We start from the raw sequence: 17,108 nt of genomic DNA on the forward strand, positions 1-17,108 counted from the left end.
TCTATCCTGAAGAGGGATTTGAACTAAATAATGCGAGAAATAAAACAATGAATGCATATGTAAAACACCAAGTTGACCCTGTAGTTCGTAGCAATTTAGATTTTAGATTGAATGAAGTTCCACGCTTTTGGTTTGATAATGACCCTTTTCGTACCCGTATGTTTGATGCGCTGAGTTTGACCTTTCCTGTAGGGGAAAGATATTTCATTCAAAGTGTTCGGGCACTGCGTGACAAAATCACCGATCCAGATTTAAAGCAACGTGTCACGGATTTTATTCGACAGGAAGCACAGCACGGTATTGCACATGACAAAATGAATGAAGAAATGCTGCACCAAGGCATGCCTGTTGATCAGTTCGTAAAATTTATGGGTGCGCATTTCGAGCATATACTGAAACATCGTTCCAAACAGTACAACATTGCCATGACTGCCGCAGCAGAACATCTTACTGCATTAATGGCTGAAACTTTTTATAGTAAACAAGAGACTTTAGCAGAGGTTCACCCTTTTGTTCGTGCTCTATTTGCTTGGCATTCAATCGAAGAAATGGAACATCGAGATGTCGCTTTTGATGTCATGAAAGAGGTGGGAGAAGTTCCTGAAAACTTACGTAAATTTGCGCTTGCCTTTGTCACTTTACAAATGTTTGGATTTACCTTTTACCGTGCCAATGTCATGCTTAAATACGATGGATTCAGTCGTATGCAACGTGCTCAATTTGCACTCAAAGGTATTCCATGGTTTTTTGGCAAACACGGTAAATTATCAGCAATGCGCGAACAATACTTAGATTGGTTTAAGCCTGATTTTCATCCGAGCCAACACCCTGTGATTCGACAATATCAGGTTTGGGTCGATGTGTTGGCCGAAACCAATGATCCGATTCAAGCAGGTGAAGCATTTTGGAAGGCCGCGTTATAAGACTAAAAAAGCTTTAAATAAGAACAGCCTTACCATTTCGCGTAGTGCTGTTCCAACAAGCCATAGGCTTGATCTAACTGAATACACTCACCCACTTCAGATTCGACCGTACCACTAATGCGTGATTGCCATTGGCTAAACTGACTCCCCACCAAACGTAAATTTAAGTTTTCAAATCTCCGCCAGCCGGTTTCTACCGTCAGATTTAATTTCTGGTCTAAAGAACGAATTGACCACACGTTTGCATCTAACTTTTCAAATAGTACATCGGCAACTGCATATAGAACACCATTGACCCAAAGACAATTTTCATTGCCAAAACTCTCATTTACACCCGAAGCGAGGTTTAAGCCTATACGGTTTCCTTGCGTATCCCAAAAGTTACATGATAACCAAAACCATGCTGTTTCTGGTCTTAGAAATCCACAGGTGTCATCGAGAGATGCCAATGTTTTTTCATTAAAATCTATACACGCTTTATCTTTATTGATAAAGAAGCCTTCTACAGCCAAGGTGGTTTTCTTTTGCGTATAGGTCCAACCATTAATACCATTGGGACTACACAAGCTTAAAGGCTCTGTCCCTGCACAAAAAATGCGAGCTTTTAACTGCTCTTCACCATTTCGAGTTGCCCGTATATAACGCACACCATTGGCATGTTGCATTTCAAATTCAAAAGGCGATTTACTAAAGTGACTTTGGCTATACAAAGGCTGCTCATCTAAGCTTGTCCCTCGCCCTAAGATCGTATTGGCATTCCATTCTAAAACTTCATTCGTTGAATGGTCATAGACATAAATAAAGCCATGTCCTGCCCAACCAATATCGGCAATTGCGATACCGATAGAATAGTGTTCATGCTGGATACCACAAAATTTAAACTTTTTATATTTTAAATGTTTACGCCAACCTGTTAATACTTTGCCATACGGGGTTTTGTAGATATATTGATTAACATTAATCTTACTCGGCACATCCTTAAAACGCCCATAACGGGGTTGACCATTGCTTTGTATTAAATCCATGTGAATTCCCAATCCTTTTATAAGGGAAGTATTAGACTTTAGTCGGTCCTTCGATTATTGCTATTTTTTCAAATTTAGCAACACCATCACACACCAAATCAATCCACTTTTATCACGATCTAACCTTTAGCGCATTCGTTCGATAGATAAAATATAACCTTGATTTAATTCATAAAAAATAGGGCGAATGCCCTATTTTTTTAATCTGCAAAAATCACTTTGCAGGACCACCCCACTGATTTGTTTCAGGTTTGGTATCTGAAGCTAACCAGTAAATTAAAACAAAAGCGCCAAAAGGAACAAAAGCAATCAAGTACCACCAACCTGTTCTTCCCGTATCATGTAAACGTCGAGCAGCAGCTGAAATTGAAGGCACGATCAGCGCTAATGCACTAATAAAATACAATACAGATGGTTTCTTAAAAATGATTGAGTCGATAATTGCTGCAATGATCAGCACAGCAAACTGTACCAATACAAAGAACCAATATTCTTTACGGCGAGCACGCCCAGAAAAATTGGCATAATTACTTAAACATTTTTTAAACCAATCAATCGCATTATATTGATCTTCGGTTTTATTTTGTGACATTGCTTTTCTCTCTTTATTTTATAAGTGTTACTGACATTTTTTGTACTAAAGCTGTAGCCAGATATTAACTGGTTTTGCATATTTTTCATACACTTTTATTCTATAAAAAGCAAAATCTATTCGAAAAAAGAAAGAGGTCCTTGACCTCTTTCTGTGCAAATCATTGTCTAATCTATGCTTGAGACATTCATCTGCAATTTTTAAAGCAATATATAAAAATCAGATAATCTTTCCATGTGGAATTTGATCAATTAACTTTTGCGGTGCTTTAAAACGTTCACCATATTTTGCTTCAAGCGAGTTCGCTCGAAGCAAAGCTTTTTCTAAACCATACTGATTTAAGAATTGAATCGCACCACCCGTCCACGGTGCAAAGCCAATACCAAAAATTGAACCGATATTGGCATCAATCACAGATTCCAAGACATGTTCTTCATAACAACGTAAGGTATCTAAAGCCTGAACAAATAGGAAACGGTCAATCATTTCTTGTTCAGAAATATCAACATCTTTCTTCCAGTGGCTCAAGCCATCCCAAAGATGCTTTTTGCCACCTTCAGGATACTCATAGAAACCAGCACCCGCAGCCTTGCCTTTACGTTCAAAGGTGTGAATCATGGTTTCAATAACATCATCAGCACCTGAAAGTGGTAAGTCTTTACCTTCAGCCTGAAGTGCTTTACGGGTTTCTTTAGCCACATGCTCAGAAAGCGTTAATGCCACTTCATCTTGAATCGCCAATGGGCCCACTGGCATACCTGCTTTCAGTGCTGCCATCTCAATACGTGCAGGATGTACACCCTCGTGCAATAAACGTAGACCTTCTTGCACAAATGTACCAAACACACGGCTGGTGAAGAAACCACGGCTATCATTGACCACAATTGGTGTTTTGCCAATTTGTTGCACATAGTCATAGGCTTTTGCTAAGGTTTCAGCAGAGGTATTTTTACCTTTGATGATTTCAACCAATTGCATTTTATCGACAGGACTAAAGAAATGTAGACCAATAAAGTGCGTATCATCTTTAGAGGCTTTGGCTAAACCCGTGATCGGTAATGTTGATGTATTTGAGGCCATGACACCATTATTGGCAAGAAATTGTTCCGCTTCTTGAGTCACTTTGGCTTTTAATTCTTGATTTTCAAATACAGCTTCGATAATCAAATCACAGCCTTTTAAGTCTTCTGCAGATGCTGTTGCGGTAATCAAACTTAAAATTTGATCACGCTTTTCCGCGCTCATACGACCTTGCGAAACACGTTTATCCAATAGTTTTTGGCTATAAGCTTTACCTTTTTCAGCATTTTCCACAGAGACATCTTTTAGCACAACTTGAATGCCTTTGATTGCTGTCGAATATGCAATACCCGCGCCCATCATGCCTGCACCAAGTACACCCACTTTGGTCGCTTGCCACTTGGCAATGTTTTTAGGACGACTTGCACCTGCTTTAATTGCATTCAAACCATGCCAGAACGTTCCAATCATATTCTTGGCAACTTGCCCTGTTGCAAGATAAGTGAAGTAACGCCCCTCTATACGGAAAGCGGTATCTACATCAACTTGGGCACCTTCAACCGCAGCGGCCATAATCGCTTCAGGCGCTGGATAACAGCCCTTGGTTTTATCACGCAGCATTGCAGGTGCAATTGCCAGAATCTGAGCAACCGCAGGCGTTTTAGGATCGCCACCTGGAATTTTATAGCCTTTCACATCATAAGGCTGTTGAGATTTCGGATTGGCTTTAATCCAAGCAATCGCTTTGTCCAGCATGTCTTGCTCGCTATCCGCAAGCTCATTGACTAAACCTAAAGACTTGGCTTTATCTACCCCGAATTGCTTACCTTCCATGAGGAACGGGAATGCATTTTGCAAACCTAGCAGACGCACCATACGCACCACACCGCCACCACCAGGAAGTAAGCCCAGTGTTACTTCTGGCAAACCTAATTTGGTTTTAGGATCATTTAAAGCAATACGATAATGACAACTTAAAGCAATTTCCCAACCACCACCTAACGCTGTACCATTAATCGCCGCAACCACAGGAACACCTAAGGTATCAATCGTACGAAGATCACCTTTTAGCTTGGCAGTCATATTAAAGAACTCAGTGGCATGTTCTGGCGTTGCCTCAATCAGCTCATCCAAATCACCGCCGGCAAAAAAAGTTTTTTTCGCAGAACGATAAATCACACCTTTTAAATCTGTTTCAGATTTAAGTTTAGACACAACATTTTCTAAAGCCACACGAAAATCAGCGTTCATGGTATTTGCAGACTGGTTTGGAGAATCCATCGTTAAAATAACAATGCCATCCGCATTTTTTTCATATTGAATTGCACTCATTATTATTCTCCTTATACCAACTCAATAATGGTCGCAATACCCATGCCACCACCTACACACAATGTTGCTAGACCACGTTTTTTACCCTGACGTTCTAATTCATCAAGCAGCGTACCAAGAATCATTGCCCCTGTTGCGCCCAATGGATGCCCCATTGCAATCGCGCCCCCATTTACATTGACTTTTTCAGCAGGAACTTTAAGTTCAGTCATAAAACGCATCACCACAGATGCAAAGGCTTCATTCACTTCAAAGAGATCAATATCATCTATGCTGAGACCTGCTTTTGCCAACGCTTTACGCGCAGCAGGTGCAGGGCCTGTGAGCATAATGGTTGGATCTGTTCCAACCAATGCTGTTGCCAACACTTTTGCACGTGGTTTTAAACCTTGCTCTTTGACTGCTTTTTCAGAAGCAATCAGCACTACGGCAGCACCATCTACGATGCCCGATGAATTTCCAGCATGATGTACATGGTTAATTTTTTGTGCTTCTGGATATTGTTGTAATGCAATCGCATCAAAACCCATTCCACCCATCATTTCAAAACTTGGATTAAGTTTTGCCAAGCCTTCAGCAGTTGTACTTGGTTTAATGAATTCATCTTTTTCAAGAATCGTAACACCAGCTTTATCTTTCACTGCAACCACGGACTGATCAAAGCGTCCCGCTGCCTGTGCAGCAGCAGCTTTACGTTGTGAGTTGGCAGCAAACTCATCCACATCTGTACGGCTATAACCGTCGAGCGTAGCAATTAAGTCCGCGCCAATCCCTTGAGGAACAAAATGTGATTTTAAATTTGTTTCAGGATCCAGCGCCCAAGGTCCACCATCGGAACCCATTGGAATACGTGACATAGACTCCACGCCGCCAGCAACAACAATATCTTCCCAGCCTGAACGTACTTTTTGTGCAGCCATATTGACAGCTTCAAGACCTGAAGCACAGAAACGGTTGATTTGCACACCGGCAACATCATTGTCCCAACCTGCCGCAATTGCAGCAGTTTTAGCAATATCACCGCCTTGATCGGCAATTGGTGTTACACAACCCAGTACGATATCGTCTACTTTTGAAGTATCAAGCTGATGACGATCTTTCAATTCATTGAGCAATGTGGTTAATAATGTAATTGGTTTCACTTCATACAGTGAACCATCTTTTTTTCCTTTTCCGCGTGGTGTGCGAATGGCATCAATGATGTAAGCCTCGCTCATAGCTGTTCCTTTTTATGACTTCTAGGTTGTTATCTGCTTCGAGTGTACGTTATAAAGTTGAGAGTTCAATGACGAGAACGAAATAGTCAGTTGATATTTTTTGTCAATTGGCTGGTTCGTTCTGAATGGGAAAACGAAAACAAATCCCGTATTTCAATTAAGTGCCAATCTCATTGCACATCTGCTGTTACGAGAAAAACCACATGCAACTTCATACTCAAGTTTGTGCTCAAGATAGAGAGGCATCTCAAGCGCATTGATCTTTTCAAAGCCTAATTTTTCATAAAATGGCCGATTCCAAATCACATCATGAAAGGTAGTTAATGTCACAGCATCACAGCCCTCTCCCTGAGCAGTAGCAATCACATATTCAATCAATTTCCGACCAATCCCTTGTTTTTGAAATGCGGCACTCACATCTAGTTCAATGATATATAAATCAAGTGCTTGTCTTTCTGCGTATAAAAAACCTGTAGCTTGATTCTTTTGATTAATCGCGACAAATGCATAAGCAGAAGAAATCAATTGTAAGTGATCTTGTGCTGACAATACGGGACTTTCGACAAGCCAAGATAACTTGGGAATACTTGAAAATGCTTGTGTAGCAGATTTTTCTATTTCGATCAGTTGCGCTATATCTGAAGGGTCAATTTTTCTAATCAAACATGTCATCTATGTATCCAGTCAAAAATATTTTAAATAGCATCTGTCTATTTATTTAAATCAAACTCACTGTTTAAATCAGATCAGAATTAAGTAGGTACACTATCAAATAACTCGCTTGCGCTTTATCGCTTATATCTTACAAGAAATTTTAGCTGGAATGATCAGGCATAAAAAAGCCCAAGTATCACTTGGGCTTAGGATCAGCAAAAATACTTTTGAATTCATCTATGTTTGATTAATGATAACCATGCAATTGACGATAAAGCCCTGGGGTAACCCCTGTCCATTTTTTAAATGCGCGATGGAAGGTACTGGTTTCACTAAAGCCCACTTGTTGTGCTACATCCTCCAAGGTTAAATCCGGATTTAACAACAAATGAATCGCTGCATCACGACGCAAGGCATCTTTAACGCCTTGGTAACTCTTACCTTCTGCAGCTAAGCGGCGGCGCAAGGTTTGTGGTGATAAATACAACATTGAAGCCACATCATTTAAGGTTGGCATTTCTTCACCAATTTGACTCTTTAAGACTTCACGAATACGCGAAGTTAAAGAATTGGTATTTTTGAATTTCACCAAAAGCTGAGCAGGCGCAGCTTTTAAAAACTCTTCTAAACTTGCTTCATCCTGACGAATCGGTAAATCCAAATAGTCAGCGGCAAAAGTAATTTCAGTACGTGGCATATCAAATTGCATCACAGGTGCAAAGAACAGCGCATCATACTCATCTGCATGATTTGGACGCGGGTAACCAAAATGTACCCGTTCTAAAGGAATACGACGTTCAATTAACCATGAAGCTAAACCATGCCAAATCATCAACATACTTTCAGTAATAAAATGATCAGGGTCCATGGTTTTTGGAATCAATGGCACTAAACGCGCTTCATGTTTGTCACGTTCGACCGCGACCGACCATTCATCCCCAAACAATTTATAAAATTGTGATGATAACTCTAAAGCATCACCCAAAGTTTTAGCGTGGATAATCAATTGGCACATGATGGCAAAAGATCCCAAACGACGAGGTTGGATATCAAAGCCAACATGTTCATCTTGGGTCACCATCCACAGCATTTTCACAAAACGTGTATATTGCTCTGGTGAAATACGTGCTTTAGGTTGGCGAAGTAATTCTGCTTCTATGCCAACATGTGAAAGTAAGGTATCAACGTCCATTCCTAGACGCTTCACACCTGTTAAGGCGGCATTCACAAAATGGATACTGATCGTATCACGACTCATGGTAAATCCTTCACTCTCTTTGATGTTCACTAACAATTGACCTAAATGACGCTAAAAAATGTTTTATTGGCGATTTACAACAGTGCAGATCACCTTTTTACATCATAAATTGCCGAAATGATCAAGGTAAATGGCTGAACATGACATTGTTTTGTTAATTTTATATTTCTATTATGGGTGTAAAATCAAGACAGTATTGGTAAAAACAATTATGACAACAGCTTTAAAGGGATTGAAAGTACTCGATTTTTCCACTTTATTACCCGGTCCATTTGCAACTTTATACCTTGCAGACCTAGGTGCAGAAGTGATCCATATTGAATCGCCAACGCGTCCAGATCTGGTGCGCTTGTTCCCGCCTTATGCCAATGGACAAGCGACTTCACACAGTTATCTCAACCGAAATAAACAATCTGTCACTTTAGATTTAAAAGATCCTGCCAGCATTGAGCAAGTTAAGCAGAAGATTTCTGAGTTTGATATTGTCGTTGAACAATTTCGTCCGGGGGTGATGCAACGTTTGGGTTTGGATTATCAAACTTTGACTGAAATTAACCCACGATTAATTTACTGTTCAATTACGGGTTATGGCCAAACTGGCTCATATAAAGATAAAGCTGGACATGATATTAACTATATTGCCCTGTCTGGTATCGCGGGACACTGTGGCCGCCAAGACAGTGGGCCACCGCCGATGGGGATTCAAATCGCAGATGTCGCAGGTGGTTCCTTACATGCTGTCATCGGTATTCTTGCTGCTGTAGTTGAACGCCAAAATAGTGGTCTGGGACAATATATTGATATTTCCATGACCGATTGTGTGGTTGGACTCAATAATATGGCAGCCGCAGCCAGTTTGGCTGGTGATCAACAGCAGCAACGTGAATCTGAACAACTTAATGGCGGGACCTTTTATGATTATTATGAAACGGCCGATGCTCGTTACTTATCTATTGGTAGCTTAGAGCCACAATTTATGACTGGACTGGCAAGCGCATTAGAATTGCCAATCCTTCTACAAAAAGGTGCTTCTTTCGATACTGAAGATCGTCAAATGGTCAAGCAAGTGATTCGAGATAAAATTAAAAGTAAAAATCTGGCTGAATGGAATCAACTGTTTGAACAACTGGACGTTTGCGTAGAACCCGTACTGAGTTTAGACGAAGCACTACAGTCCCAAATTTCTCAACAACGCAATTGGGTGGTCAATGTGCCATTGAAGCCTAATTCTGATCAAACTGAACCACAGTTAGCCTGTCCAATTAAGTTTTCAAGATCACAAATGCAATATCACTATATTGGTCAGCAACTGGGTGAAGGGACATGGTAATTGCCTATTTAATACAACACAATTCAAGTTAAATGAAATTACAATTCTGTCATCTTCTTTACAATTTGTATAATTTGTAACCTCAGCATCCTGTGTAGTCTTAATTCTAAATAGGTTACACAGGTAAGCTGATCTTTTCAGATCAATTTTAATCCATGGTTTTTCAATTAGTTTTTAAATAAAATTTAGTAGTTTAAAAACAATAGATTAAATTGACCAAAAACAGCCAAAAACTCAATATTCATTTATTAAAAAATTATCACCATGAGATAAAATACTCACATTAATTACAATTAAAAGTCAAAAATAATAGATTTTTATACAAATATGAGAGTATTATAAATAATTAGTTACAAAGTGTTATCAAGGTCACCAAATATGAATAAATCTAAAGGTCACTTTTATTGGGCTATCAGCTTATTATCTTTATGTAGTTCTTTTCAAAGTGCTCATGCAGCTGAGGCATTTAATGCAGAAAGCCCATGGATGTTTGGTGATTGGAACGGAAAAAGAACCGAGCTCCAACAAAAAGGTTATGACTTCAGCTTCGGCTATACCGGCGAATTAGCCACCTTATTAGATTCAAAAAACCATTCAAGCCATGGTACTGAGTATGCAGATCAGTTTGCGATTGGTAGTCATGTAGACTTGGAAAAAGTGCTTGGATGGAAAGACACTGAAGCCCAAATCACCATCACTGAACGTAATGGTCGTTCATTGTCGCAAACCTCTGATGCCCTTGCAGGACAACTCAGTTCAACCCAAGAAGTTTGGGGGCGTGGTCAAACTTGGCGCTTAACTGATTTTTGGATTAAGAAAAAATTCTTTGATCAAAAACTAGATATTAAAGTGGGCCGTTTTGGCGAAGGCGAGGATTTTAACAGCTTTGACTGTGATTTTCAAAACCTTGCACTTTGTGGCTCTCAAGTGGGTAACTGGGTAGGCGACCAATGGTATAACTGGCCTGTTAGCCAATGGGCTGCGCGGGTTAAATATAACATCCAACCTGATTTATATGCTCAAGTCGGTGCTTATGAATACAATCCTGAAAACTTAGAACGTGGCAAGGGGTTTAACTTAAGCACAGACGGTTCACATGGTGCAATTATTCCTGCGGAAGTGGTTTGGCAACCAAAACTCAGTGCTGCAAAATTACCAGGCGAATATCGTTTGGGCTATTACTACAGTACTGTCGATGTACAACGCATTAAAAATCCGAATGAAACAGATCATAAACAAGGTGGATGGCTGGTTGCCAAGCAACAACTTACAGCACATCATGGCGATGCACGTCGTGGCTTAACGGGTTTCATTAATTTAACCCTTCATGACTCAGACACAAATACTGTCGACAATATGCAAAATATTGGATTGGTCTATAAAGGTCCTTTCGATGCGCGTCCTCAAGATGATGTCGCCATTGGTTTTTCTCGTATCAGCATCAACAAGGATGTGAACAACACTCAAATTCGTCAACAAGATGAAGAGTACAACACTGAAATTTACTACGGTGTACATGCAACAAATTGGCTGACGATCCGTCCAAATGTGCAATATATTCGTCATGTTGGTGCATATAAAGATGGTGAAAATGCATGGGTTGGCGGTATCAAATTCCAAACTGCATTCTAGTGTTATAGATCATAAATATTTCGATGCCATTTTAACCCTTTCTCTCCCCTCGCATCGAAATATTTAAAATCTAAAAATTTAAACAATGTGCTTCATCAATCCTCAATGGAAAGGTAAAGCGTAAAAAATTAATCAAATAGATAGGTGGTCAATATGCAAACTCCATCTTCAGGACTCAGAACCCTAACAGTTGTGATTGCAATTGTTTTCGGTGTAGTTCTATTAGGCGGCGGAGTATGGCTGGCAGCACTGGGTGGGTCTTGGTACTACATCATTGCCGGGATACTTTTCATTGCAACAGCAATCTTATTACGCAAATTAAATAGTTCTGCTTTATACGTTTATGCAGCATTAGTACTCGGCACAGTTGTCTGGGGACTATGGGAAGTCGGTTCAGACTTCTTCGCGCTTGCACCGCGTTTAGATATTTTAGGTGTGTTTGGCTTATGGCTACTCATTCCAGCAGTGACACGCGGTTTCGATGCCAAAGGTGCTAAAATTGCACTTTCAGGTACATTGGCGATCACCATTGCGGTTATGGCTTATTCTATCTTTAATGATCCACAAGAAATTCGTGGGACTTTAACCAGTAAACAGCCAACGCCAGCAGCGATTGACGGTATTGCGGATGCAGACTGGCCGGCTTATGGTCGGACTCAATCCGGTTTACGTTATTCTCCGTTGAACCAAATCAACTCAGAGAACGTTAAAGATCTTAAAGTTGCTTGGACCTATCGTACAGGTGAATTCAAGACTGAAAATGATTCAGGCGAAACAACCAATCAGGTCACACCGATTAAAATCGGGAATAACATGTACCTGTGTACCACCCATCAAAAATTGGTTTCTCTTGATCCTTCTACAGGTAAAGAGAAATGGGTATTTGATCCAAAACTCAAAGCTGATAATACCTTCCAACATTTAACTTGCCGTGGTGTTTCTTATTACGATGCAGATAATACCGTTGGTTTCGCAGCAAGTTTACAAGCAAAAAAATCTTCGTCTACCGAATGCCCGCGTAAAGTTATTTTACCAGTCAATGATGGTCGTATCGTTGCGGTAAATGCTGAAACAGGTAAAGCTTGTTCTGACTTCGGGCATAACGGTGAAGTTGATTTACAAAAGGACATGCCATTCCCTTATCCGGGTGGTTATATTCCAACATCACCACCTGTTGTCACAGGCACCACAATTATCATTGGTGGTTCAACGACAGATAACTATTCTACTCAAGAGCCTTCTGGTGTTATCCGTGGTTATGATGTAAATACTGGAGCATTGCTTTGGGTATTTGATACAGGTGCTGAAAATCCAAATCAGATTCCGGGTCCCGGTCAAAAATATGTCCAAAACTCACCGAATGCATGGGCTCCGCTTGCATATGATGCAAAACTCGATATCGTTTATGTACCAACAGGTGTAGGTACGCCCGATATTTGGGGTGGTAACCGTACAAAACTGCATGAACGCTATGCAAACTCAATGTTAGCAATCAATGCAACAACGGGTAAATTGATCTGGAACTTCCAAACAACTCACCATGATTTATGGGATATGGATGTACCATCACAACCAACCTTAGCAGATATCAAAGATAAAACTGGGCAAACTGTTCCAGCAATCTATGTATTGACTAAAACAGGTAATGCCTTTGTTTTAGACCGCCGTAACGGTAAAGCAATTGTACCAATTAACGAACGTCCAGTACCACAAAGTGTAAAACGTGGTCCGCAAACTAAAGGTGAATTCTATTCTCCAACACAACCGTTCTCAGACTTTAACTTAGCACCTCAAGAAAAATTAACGGATAAACAAATGTGGGGCGCAACCATGTTTGACCAGTTAATTTGTCGTGTGTCATTCCACAAGTTAAATTATGACGGTATTTATACCCCACCTTCAGAAAACGGAACATTAGTTTTCCCTGGTAACTTGGGTGTATTTGAATGGGGTGGTTTATCACTTAACCCTGATCGTCAAATCGCAGTTATGAATCCAATTGGCCTACCTTTTGTCAGTCGATTGATTCCTGCTGATCCGAACCGTAAACAAACAGCCAAAGGTGCAGGTACAGAAGCGGGTGTTCAACCTATGTATGGCGTTCCTTACGGTGTTGAAATCAGTGCATTCCTTTCACCATTTGGCTTACCATGTAAACAACCTGCATGGGGTTATGTTGCTGGTGTAGATTTGAAAACGCATGATGTTGCTTGGAAACGTCGTATTGGTACAATTCGTGACAGTATGCCGGGTATTCCATTGCCACCATTTAAAATGGGTGTGCCAATGTTAGGTGGTTCAATCTCAACTGCGGGTAATGTGATGTTCATTGGCGCGACTCAAGATGATTACATCCGAGCGATCAATGTCAGTAATGGTGATGAGCTGTGGAAAGGTCGTCTACCTGCGGGTGGGCAAGCAACACCGATGACCTATGAAAGCAATGGTAAACAATACGTTGTGATCATGGCGGGTGGTCACGGTTCATTTGGTACCAAAATGGGTGACTCAATCGTTGCTTATGCATTACCAGATAAATAATCTTAAATTGAGGTAAATAAAAAACAGGTCTTGATGACCTGTTTTTTATTGCTTTATCTAAAACCATACCCTTGTATAAAAGTGAATCTGCTTTTTGGATGAGACGGATATTCTATCCCTTGTTTGATCGCGATATCCATATCACCATGCGATAGCCAATCCTTAAAATGCCCTGCTCTTTACCTGACCATCAAAATGAAAACAATCTTCTATACGAATTTTTTGCACAGGTGAAAGTTGCTCAAAGTCAAACCATCGATACTCAGAATGCTCATCACTTAAATTGATTATCTGATCGTTCTGCAATGTACACTTAAACATAAATGCGTGGGAATTTACTGCAGAATGATAATAAACCCCTGATAAATATTCGATCAAAACTTCGCAACCTAATTCTTCTTGGCACTCACGAATCAGCGCATCATGTACTGTTTCACCTTGATCCAATCCACCACCTGGTAAACCCCATGCACAATCAGCATAAGTCGCTTTCAATAATAAGACTTGTCGATTTTCATTGAAAATCACAGCGTGCGAACTCAAACGATAAAAATCATGAAATCCCATTGCTCAAAACCCACTTAATTTATTACCTTGCCAAATAACACTTTGAAAAAATTAAACGTAGCGCATAAACAATTGCCATAGCAAAAACAGCATACCCCACTTGGGTAAAGATCATCGGAATACAGAGTACGATGGCGGCTGTAATTGGATAAAACCATTTCTTAATCCCTGAAAGATGGTGAATTTCCTGTAACAACCAAAGGCTCGCAGTATAGACAATCAAAGAGATTGCAACAAAATAGCTGACGATATCAGCCGAAATCTCAGCTTTATGCGTCACCACATCCACAGCAGCAGCTAAACCCGCACCAAGAGCTGCAATACTCACGAAAATAAAAAAGTGGCCATAGCCCCATGAAAATGCACGTTTCCGACTATTGAGCCGTTCAGCAACATCATGATCGAAATATGCCCACCACATGGTAAACATAATCAATAAGCCACCAATGGTCAAAAAGATTAATTCTTGGCTTAACAACTGATTGTTTAATGCATCAGAAATTGCAGCAAAACTTCCAATGATTGATTCACCAAGGACAATGATGGTGAGTAAGGCATAACGCTCAGAGATATGATGTGGATGCCATGGCGTCATATTATGTGCTTCCGCAAAGATGGGCACACTCAATTCAGCGATAACCAAGAGCAGGAACAAATAAATGGTGAAGTTTATCGGGGTAAAGTGAAAAAGTAACCAGCCAATCTGTACGATGATAATACCAGCCGCATATCTCAACGCTGTTTGTTTACGTTCAGGATCATTTTTGGCAACACGGAACCATTGTGTAACGAGTCCCAAACGCATGATGACATAACCAATAATGATCACGTCAAAATCTTGTTGTTGAAACGCTATCGGGATCCCTGCCGCAATCACAAGTGAACCAATAATTTGTACAAAGGTCATGATTCGATAAAATACATCATCATTGTCATAGGCAGATGCAAACCAGCTAAAGTTCATCCATGCCCACCACAATGCAAAGAACACCATAAAATAAAGTGTTAAGCCATGTGATAAATGATTTTCGATAATACTATGGTGTAATTGTTGTCCTGCAGTCGCAATGGCGACCACAAAAATTAAATCAAATAACAATTCTAATGAGGTTGCGGCGCGATGTGGTTCGTGTGGATTTCTTGGCGCAAGTGGCTTTAACCACCCATATTTTACAAATAATGAATTTGGCATTATTTTCACATTATTGAGATTATTATCATAATTTTTTCAAAACTCTATCTTTCATTCAAGTAAAAAACTGAGTTATTTTGACAATTTTGTTAATGATCTAGCATCTATCTGGAAAATTTAAAAATTCATAAATAAAAAGCCCAATCAAAGGGCTTAATAACAAACAAATCTAGCTCACTAAACCACTAATTTCAATTTAGCAATGTCCTTGATTACGATCGCTTTACCAGTGCTCATATCAATCGGCATCGAAATATGCTGATGAACAACCAACCATTGACCACCCTTCTTTTTCAGGCACAATGTTGTTCGACACCATGGCATCTGCAACTTTTCTTTAAGCACAGAATTTTCCACTTTTGAATGGCAATGCAATACAGCTAAATCATTCGACGCATAGATTTTCATATTACGACGTACAATTTGCACATTTTCACTAAAATATGGACTGAACTTCTCCCATTCTTTTTTGTACGCATCAATACCGTCTAATTGTATACTCACATCAAACATACTGACGTCATCCGCACATTGATCTAATAGATGATCAATTTTATTACCAAGAACAGCAGCATCCCATAATTCAATTTGAGATATTATCTCGTCGGCAACTTTCACATTACCATCGATTGCTATTTTCATCATAAAACCTCATTATTCTTATTTGTGATGAATTTAACACTTAATAAGTATTATGTGAAGTGTTTTGTTTGTTTTTTCATATCTAATCAATTTAAATCAAATAAATCACTGTTAATTAATCTGATTGAATCAGTTTATACAACCAAAACTATTATGTTTAGATATTAACCAAAACCTTTCACAAAAATAAATCACTCAATAATACAAATAGATATAAAAAATTTGCACTTCAACAGAAACAGTCTATATTTCAATTTAATTAACAATTCTTAAATAATTTATTAATTAAATTTAACAATATTTTAATTAATGCTGAAGCTGTAATTAAATAATCATTCTCCTTTTATTTAATATTGAAGTTAGCCTAACATATTTAAACTTTAAAAAATCTTTAAAAAAGTCATAAATGATTATGAAAAAAAATCATACTAACCAGCGAATATAACGATAACCCCAGAGGAAAACATATAAATAAGCCCACTTAACCATCCTGCAACTTTAGTTTATATATTAGGGTTTCTATGATTATTCTATACAACTTAATAATATATATATTGGTATGTTTTAAGGCTTATGTTTTTAAATAAGTAGACCTTATTTAAGTATTAAAATTCATGCTTACTTACGCTTTTGGATCGCTTTAGTCTTGGCTTGTTGTTAGCAAAATTTTCGACCATAGTAAGAAAATACTAAAAATTCAATCTCATAAATAAACACTTATTTTTATCATTGTTTTTTAGATTCAAAAAAAACATGTCATCGTAATGACATGCTTTTCCAACATATATAGTTGATTTATACCAGATTTAGCTGTGTTCTGTTAAATCTTTTATTTTCTCTGAAGGGCCATTTTTCTTCACAGATTCAATCCCATTATCTCGAGCAGCATCACCCGAATAGAATTGACTTGTTCCGATAATTTGATGATTTGCTGCTTTTAAGTTGAAATAAGGTTTACCATTTTTCGCTTCTAAACGATCATAACGTGCATCATCTGGGCTATTTTTTTGTACAGATGCAATACCGTTTTGGGCAGAAGCTTTTGCTTTATAGAGTTCACTGGTGAGAATAATTTCCCCATTTCCTGCTTTTAATACAAAACGATATTGACCATCTTTAGCTTGACTAATTTCATACCATCCTGACATGGTTCACCTCTTCATTATTTTCGGTTTATTTTATT

General features: G+C 39.0%; 14 protein-coding genes. 4 read left to right on the plus strand and 10 right to left on the minus strand.

Translation table 11 applies throughout. The features are described 5' to 3' along the window. Positions 1–47: 47 nt before the first annotated feature. A complete protein-coding gene (locus M2R48_RS17395; protein WP_262086902.1) occupies positions 48–923 on the plus strand; it encodes a metal-dependent hydrolase in 876 nt (291 codons plus the stop codon). 29 nt (positions 924–952) lie between these two features. Here the strand turns inward: M2R48_RS17395 and M2R48_RS17400 are convergent, their stop codons facing one another. From M2R48_RS17400 to M2R48_RS17425, 6 genes are all read right to left on the minus strand, one after another. Continuing rightward, the gene (locus M2R48_RS17400) at positions 953–1,948 is read right to left on the minus strand and encodes a DUF2804 domain-containing protein (RefSeq protein WP_262086904.1); all 996 of its coding nucleotides are present in this window, start codon (positions 1,946–1,948) and stop codon (positions 953–955) included. Between the two features lie 214 nt (positions 1,949–2,162). Then, the gene (locus tag M2R48_RS17405; RefSeq protein WP_004817765.1) at positions 2,163–2,540 is read right to left on the minus strand and encodes a DUF805 domain-containing protein; all 378 of its coding nucleotides are present in this window, start codon (positions 2,538–2,540) and stop codon (positions 2,163–2,165) included. A gap of 219 nt (positions 2,541–2,759) precedes the next feature. Then, a complete protein-coding gene (locus M2R48_RS17410) occupies positions 2,760–4,892 on the minus strand; it encodes a 3-hydroxyacyl-CoA dehydrogenase NAD-binding domain-containing protein (RefSeq protein ID WP_262086906.1) in 2,133 nt (710 codons plus the stop codon). 11 nt (positions 4,893–4,903) lie between these two features. Continuing rightward, positions 4,904–6,109 (minus strand): acetyl-CoA C-acetyltransferase, encoded by a 1,206-nt coding sequence (locus M2R48_RS17415; protein WP_004817769.1) that lies wholly within the window; start codon positions 6,107–6,109, stop codon positions 4,904–4,906. A gap of 153 nt (positions 6,110–6,262) precedes the next feature. Beyond that, positions 6,263–6,781, minus strand: coding sequence for a GNAT family N-acetyltransferase (locus M2R48_RS17420; RefSeq protein WP_262086907.1), 519 nt, complete (start codon positions 6,779–6,781; stop codon positions 6,263–6,265). Positions 6,782–7,010: 229 nt separating this feature from the next. Continuing rightward, on the minus strand, positions 7,011–8,021 hold the full coding sequence (locus M2R48_RS17425) for an AraC family transcriptional regulator (RefSeq protein WP_004724010.1): 1,011 nt from the start codon (positions 8,019–8,021) through the stop codon (positions 7,011–7,013). A 211-nt stretch (positions 8,022–8,232) separates the two neighbouring features. On the opposite strand from M2R48_RS17425, the gene M2R48_RS17430 reads away from it, so the two are divergent. From M2R48_RS17430 to M2R48_RS17440, 3 genes are all read left to right on the plus strand, one after another. After that, positions 8,233–9,351, plus strand: a complete 1,119-nt coding sequence (locus tag M2R48_RS17430; protein ID WP_262086909.1) for a CaiB/BaiF CoA transferase family protein — start codon at positions 8,233–8,235, stop codon at positions 9,349–9,351. Positions 9,352–9,729: 378 nt separating this feature from the next. Further along, positions 9,730–10,983 carry a carbohydrate porin gene (locus M2R48_RS17435; RefSeq protein ID WP_262086911.1) on the plus strand — a complete coding sequence of 418 codons (1,254 nt, stop codon included), beginning with the start codon at positions 9,730–9,732 and terminating at the stop codon, positions 10,981–10,983. A 153-nt stretch (positions 10,984–11,136) separates the two neighbouring features. After that, on the plus strand, positions 11,137–13,524 hold the full coding sequence (locus M2R48_RS17440) for a glucose/quinate/shikimate family membrane-bound PQQ-dependent dehydrogenase (RefSeq protein ID WP_004724013.1): 2,388 nt from the start codon (positions 11,137–11,139) through the stop codon (positions 13,522–13,524). Between the two features lie 162 nt (positions 13,525–13,686). On the opposite strand, the gene M2R48_RS17445 is transcribed toward M2R48_RS17440, so the two are convergent. The 4 genes from M2R48_RS17445 to M2R48_RS17460 form a co-directional block, all read right to left on the minus strand. Then, positions 13,687–14,091 carry an NUDIX hydrolase gene (locus M2R48_RS17445; protein ID WP_262086913.1) on the minus strand — a complete coding sequence of 135 codons (405 nt, stop codon included), beginning with the start codon at positions 14,089–14,091 and terminating at the stop codon, positions 13,687–13,689. Positions 14,092–14,113: 22 nt separating this feature from the next. After that, a complete protein-coding gene (locus tag M2R48_RS17450; protein WP_262086915.1) occupies positions 14,114–15,283 on the minus strand; it encodes a low temperature requirement protein A in 1,170 nt (389 codons plus the stop codon). Between the two features lie 177 nt (positions 15,284–15,460). Next, on the minus strand, positions 15,461–15,925 hold the full coding sequence (locus tag M2R48_RS17455; protein WP_315972860.1) for a YybH family protein: 465 nt from the start codon (positions 15,923–15,925) through the stop codon (positions 15,461–15,463). A gap of 806 nt (positions 15,926–16,731) precedes the next feature. After that, positions 16,732–17,073 carry a YegP family protein gene (locus tag M2R48_RS17460; protein WP_262086919.1) on the minus strand — a complete coding sequence of 114 codons (342 nt, stop codon included), beginning with the start codon at positions 17,071–17,073 and terminating at the stop codon, positions 16,732–16,734. Between the last annotated feature and the right edge of the window lie 35 nt (positions 17,074–17,108).

Origin of the sequence: Acinetobacter sp. I-MWF (assembly GCF_025433935.1) — a bacterium.
GTDB lineage: Bacteria > Pseudomonadota > Gammaproteobacteria > Pseudomonadales > Moraxellaceae > Acinetobacter > Acinetobacter guillouiae.

Bases quoted from the DNA above. Each gene is read 5' to 3' on its own strand.
- M2R48_RS17440 (WP_004724013.1), top strand. From the start codon at position 11,137: ATGCAAACTCCATCTTCAGGACTCAGAACCCTAACAGTTGTGATTGCA.
- M2R48_RS17430 (WP_262086909.1), top strand. From the start codon at position 8,233: ATGACAACAGCTTTAAAGGGATTGAAAGTACTCGATTTTTCCACTTTA.
- M2R48_RS17445 (WP_262086913.1), bottom strand. From the start codon at position 14,091: ATGGGATTTCATGATTTTTATCGTTTGAGTTCGCACGCTGTGATTTTC.
- M2R48_RS17415 (WP_004817769.1), bottom strand. From the start codon at position 6,109: ATGAGCGAGGCTTACATCATTGATGCCATTCGCACACCACGCGGAAAA.
- M2R48_RS17410 (WP_262086906.1), bottom strand. From the start codon at position 4,892: ATGAGTGCAATTCAATATGAAAAAAATGCGGATGGCATTGTTATTTTA.
- M2R48_RS17395 (WP_262086902.1), top strand. From the start codon at position 48: ATGAATGCATATGTAAAACACCAAGTTGACCCTGTAGTTCGTAGCAAT.
- M2R48_RS17405 (WP_004817765.1), bottom strand. From the start codon at position 2,540: ATGTCACAAAATAAAACCGAAGATCAATATAATGCGATTGATTGGTTT.
- M2R48_RS17460 (WP_262086919.1), bottom strand. From the start codon at position 17,073: ATGTCAGGATGGTATGAAATTAGTCAAGCTAAAGATGGTCAATATCGT.
- M2R48_RS17455 (WP_315972860.1), bottom strand. From the start codon at position 15,925: ATGAAAATAGCAATCGATGGTAATGTGAAAGTTGCCGACGAGATAATA.
- M2R48_RS17400 (WP_262086904.1), bottom strand. From the start codon at position 1,948: ATGGATTTAATACAAAGCAATGGTCAACCCCGTTATGGGCGTTTTAAG.
- M2R48_RS17425 (WP_004724010.1), bottom strand. From the start codon at position 8,021: ATGAGTCGTGATACGATCAGTATCCATTTTGTGAATGCCGCCTTAACA.
- M2R48_RS17450 (WP_262086915.1), bottom strand. From the start codon at position 15,283: ATGCCAAATTCATTATTTGTAAAATATGGGTGGTTAAAGCCACTTGCG.
- M2R48_RS17435 (WP_262086911.1), top strand. From the start codon at position 9,730: ATGAATAAATCTAAAGGTCACTTTTATTGGGCTATCAGCTTATTATCT.
- M2R48_RS17420 (WP_262086907.1), bottom strand. From the start codon at position 6,781: ATGACATGTTTGATTAGAAAAATTGACCCTTCAGATATAGCGCAACTG.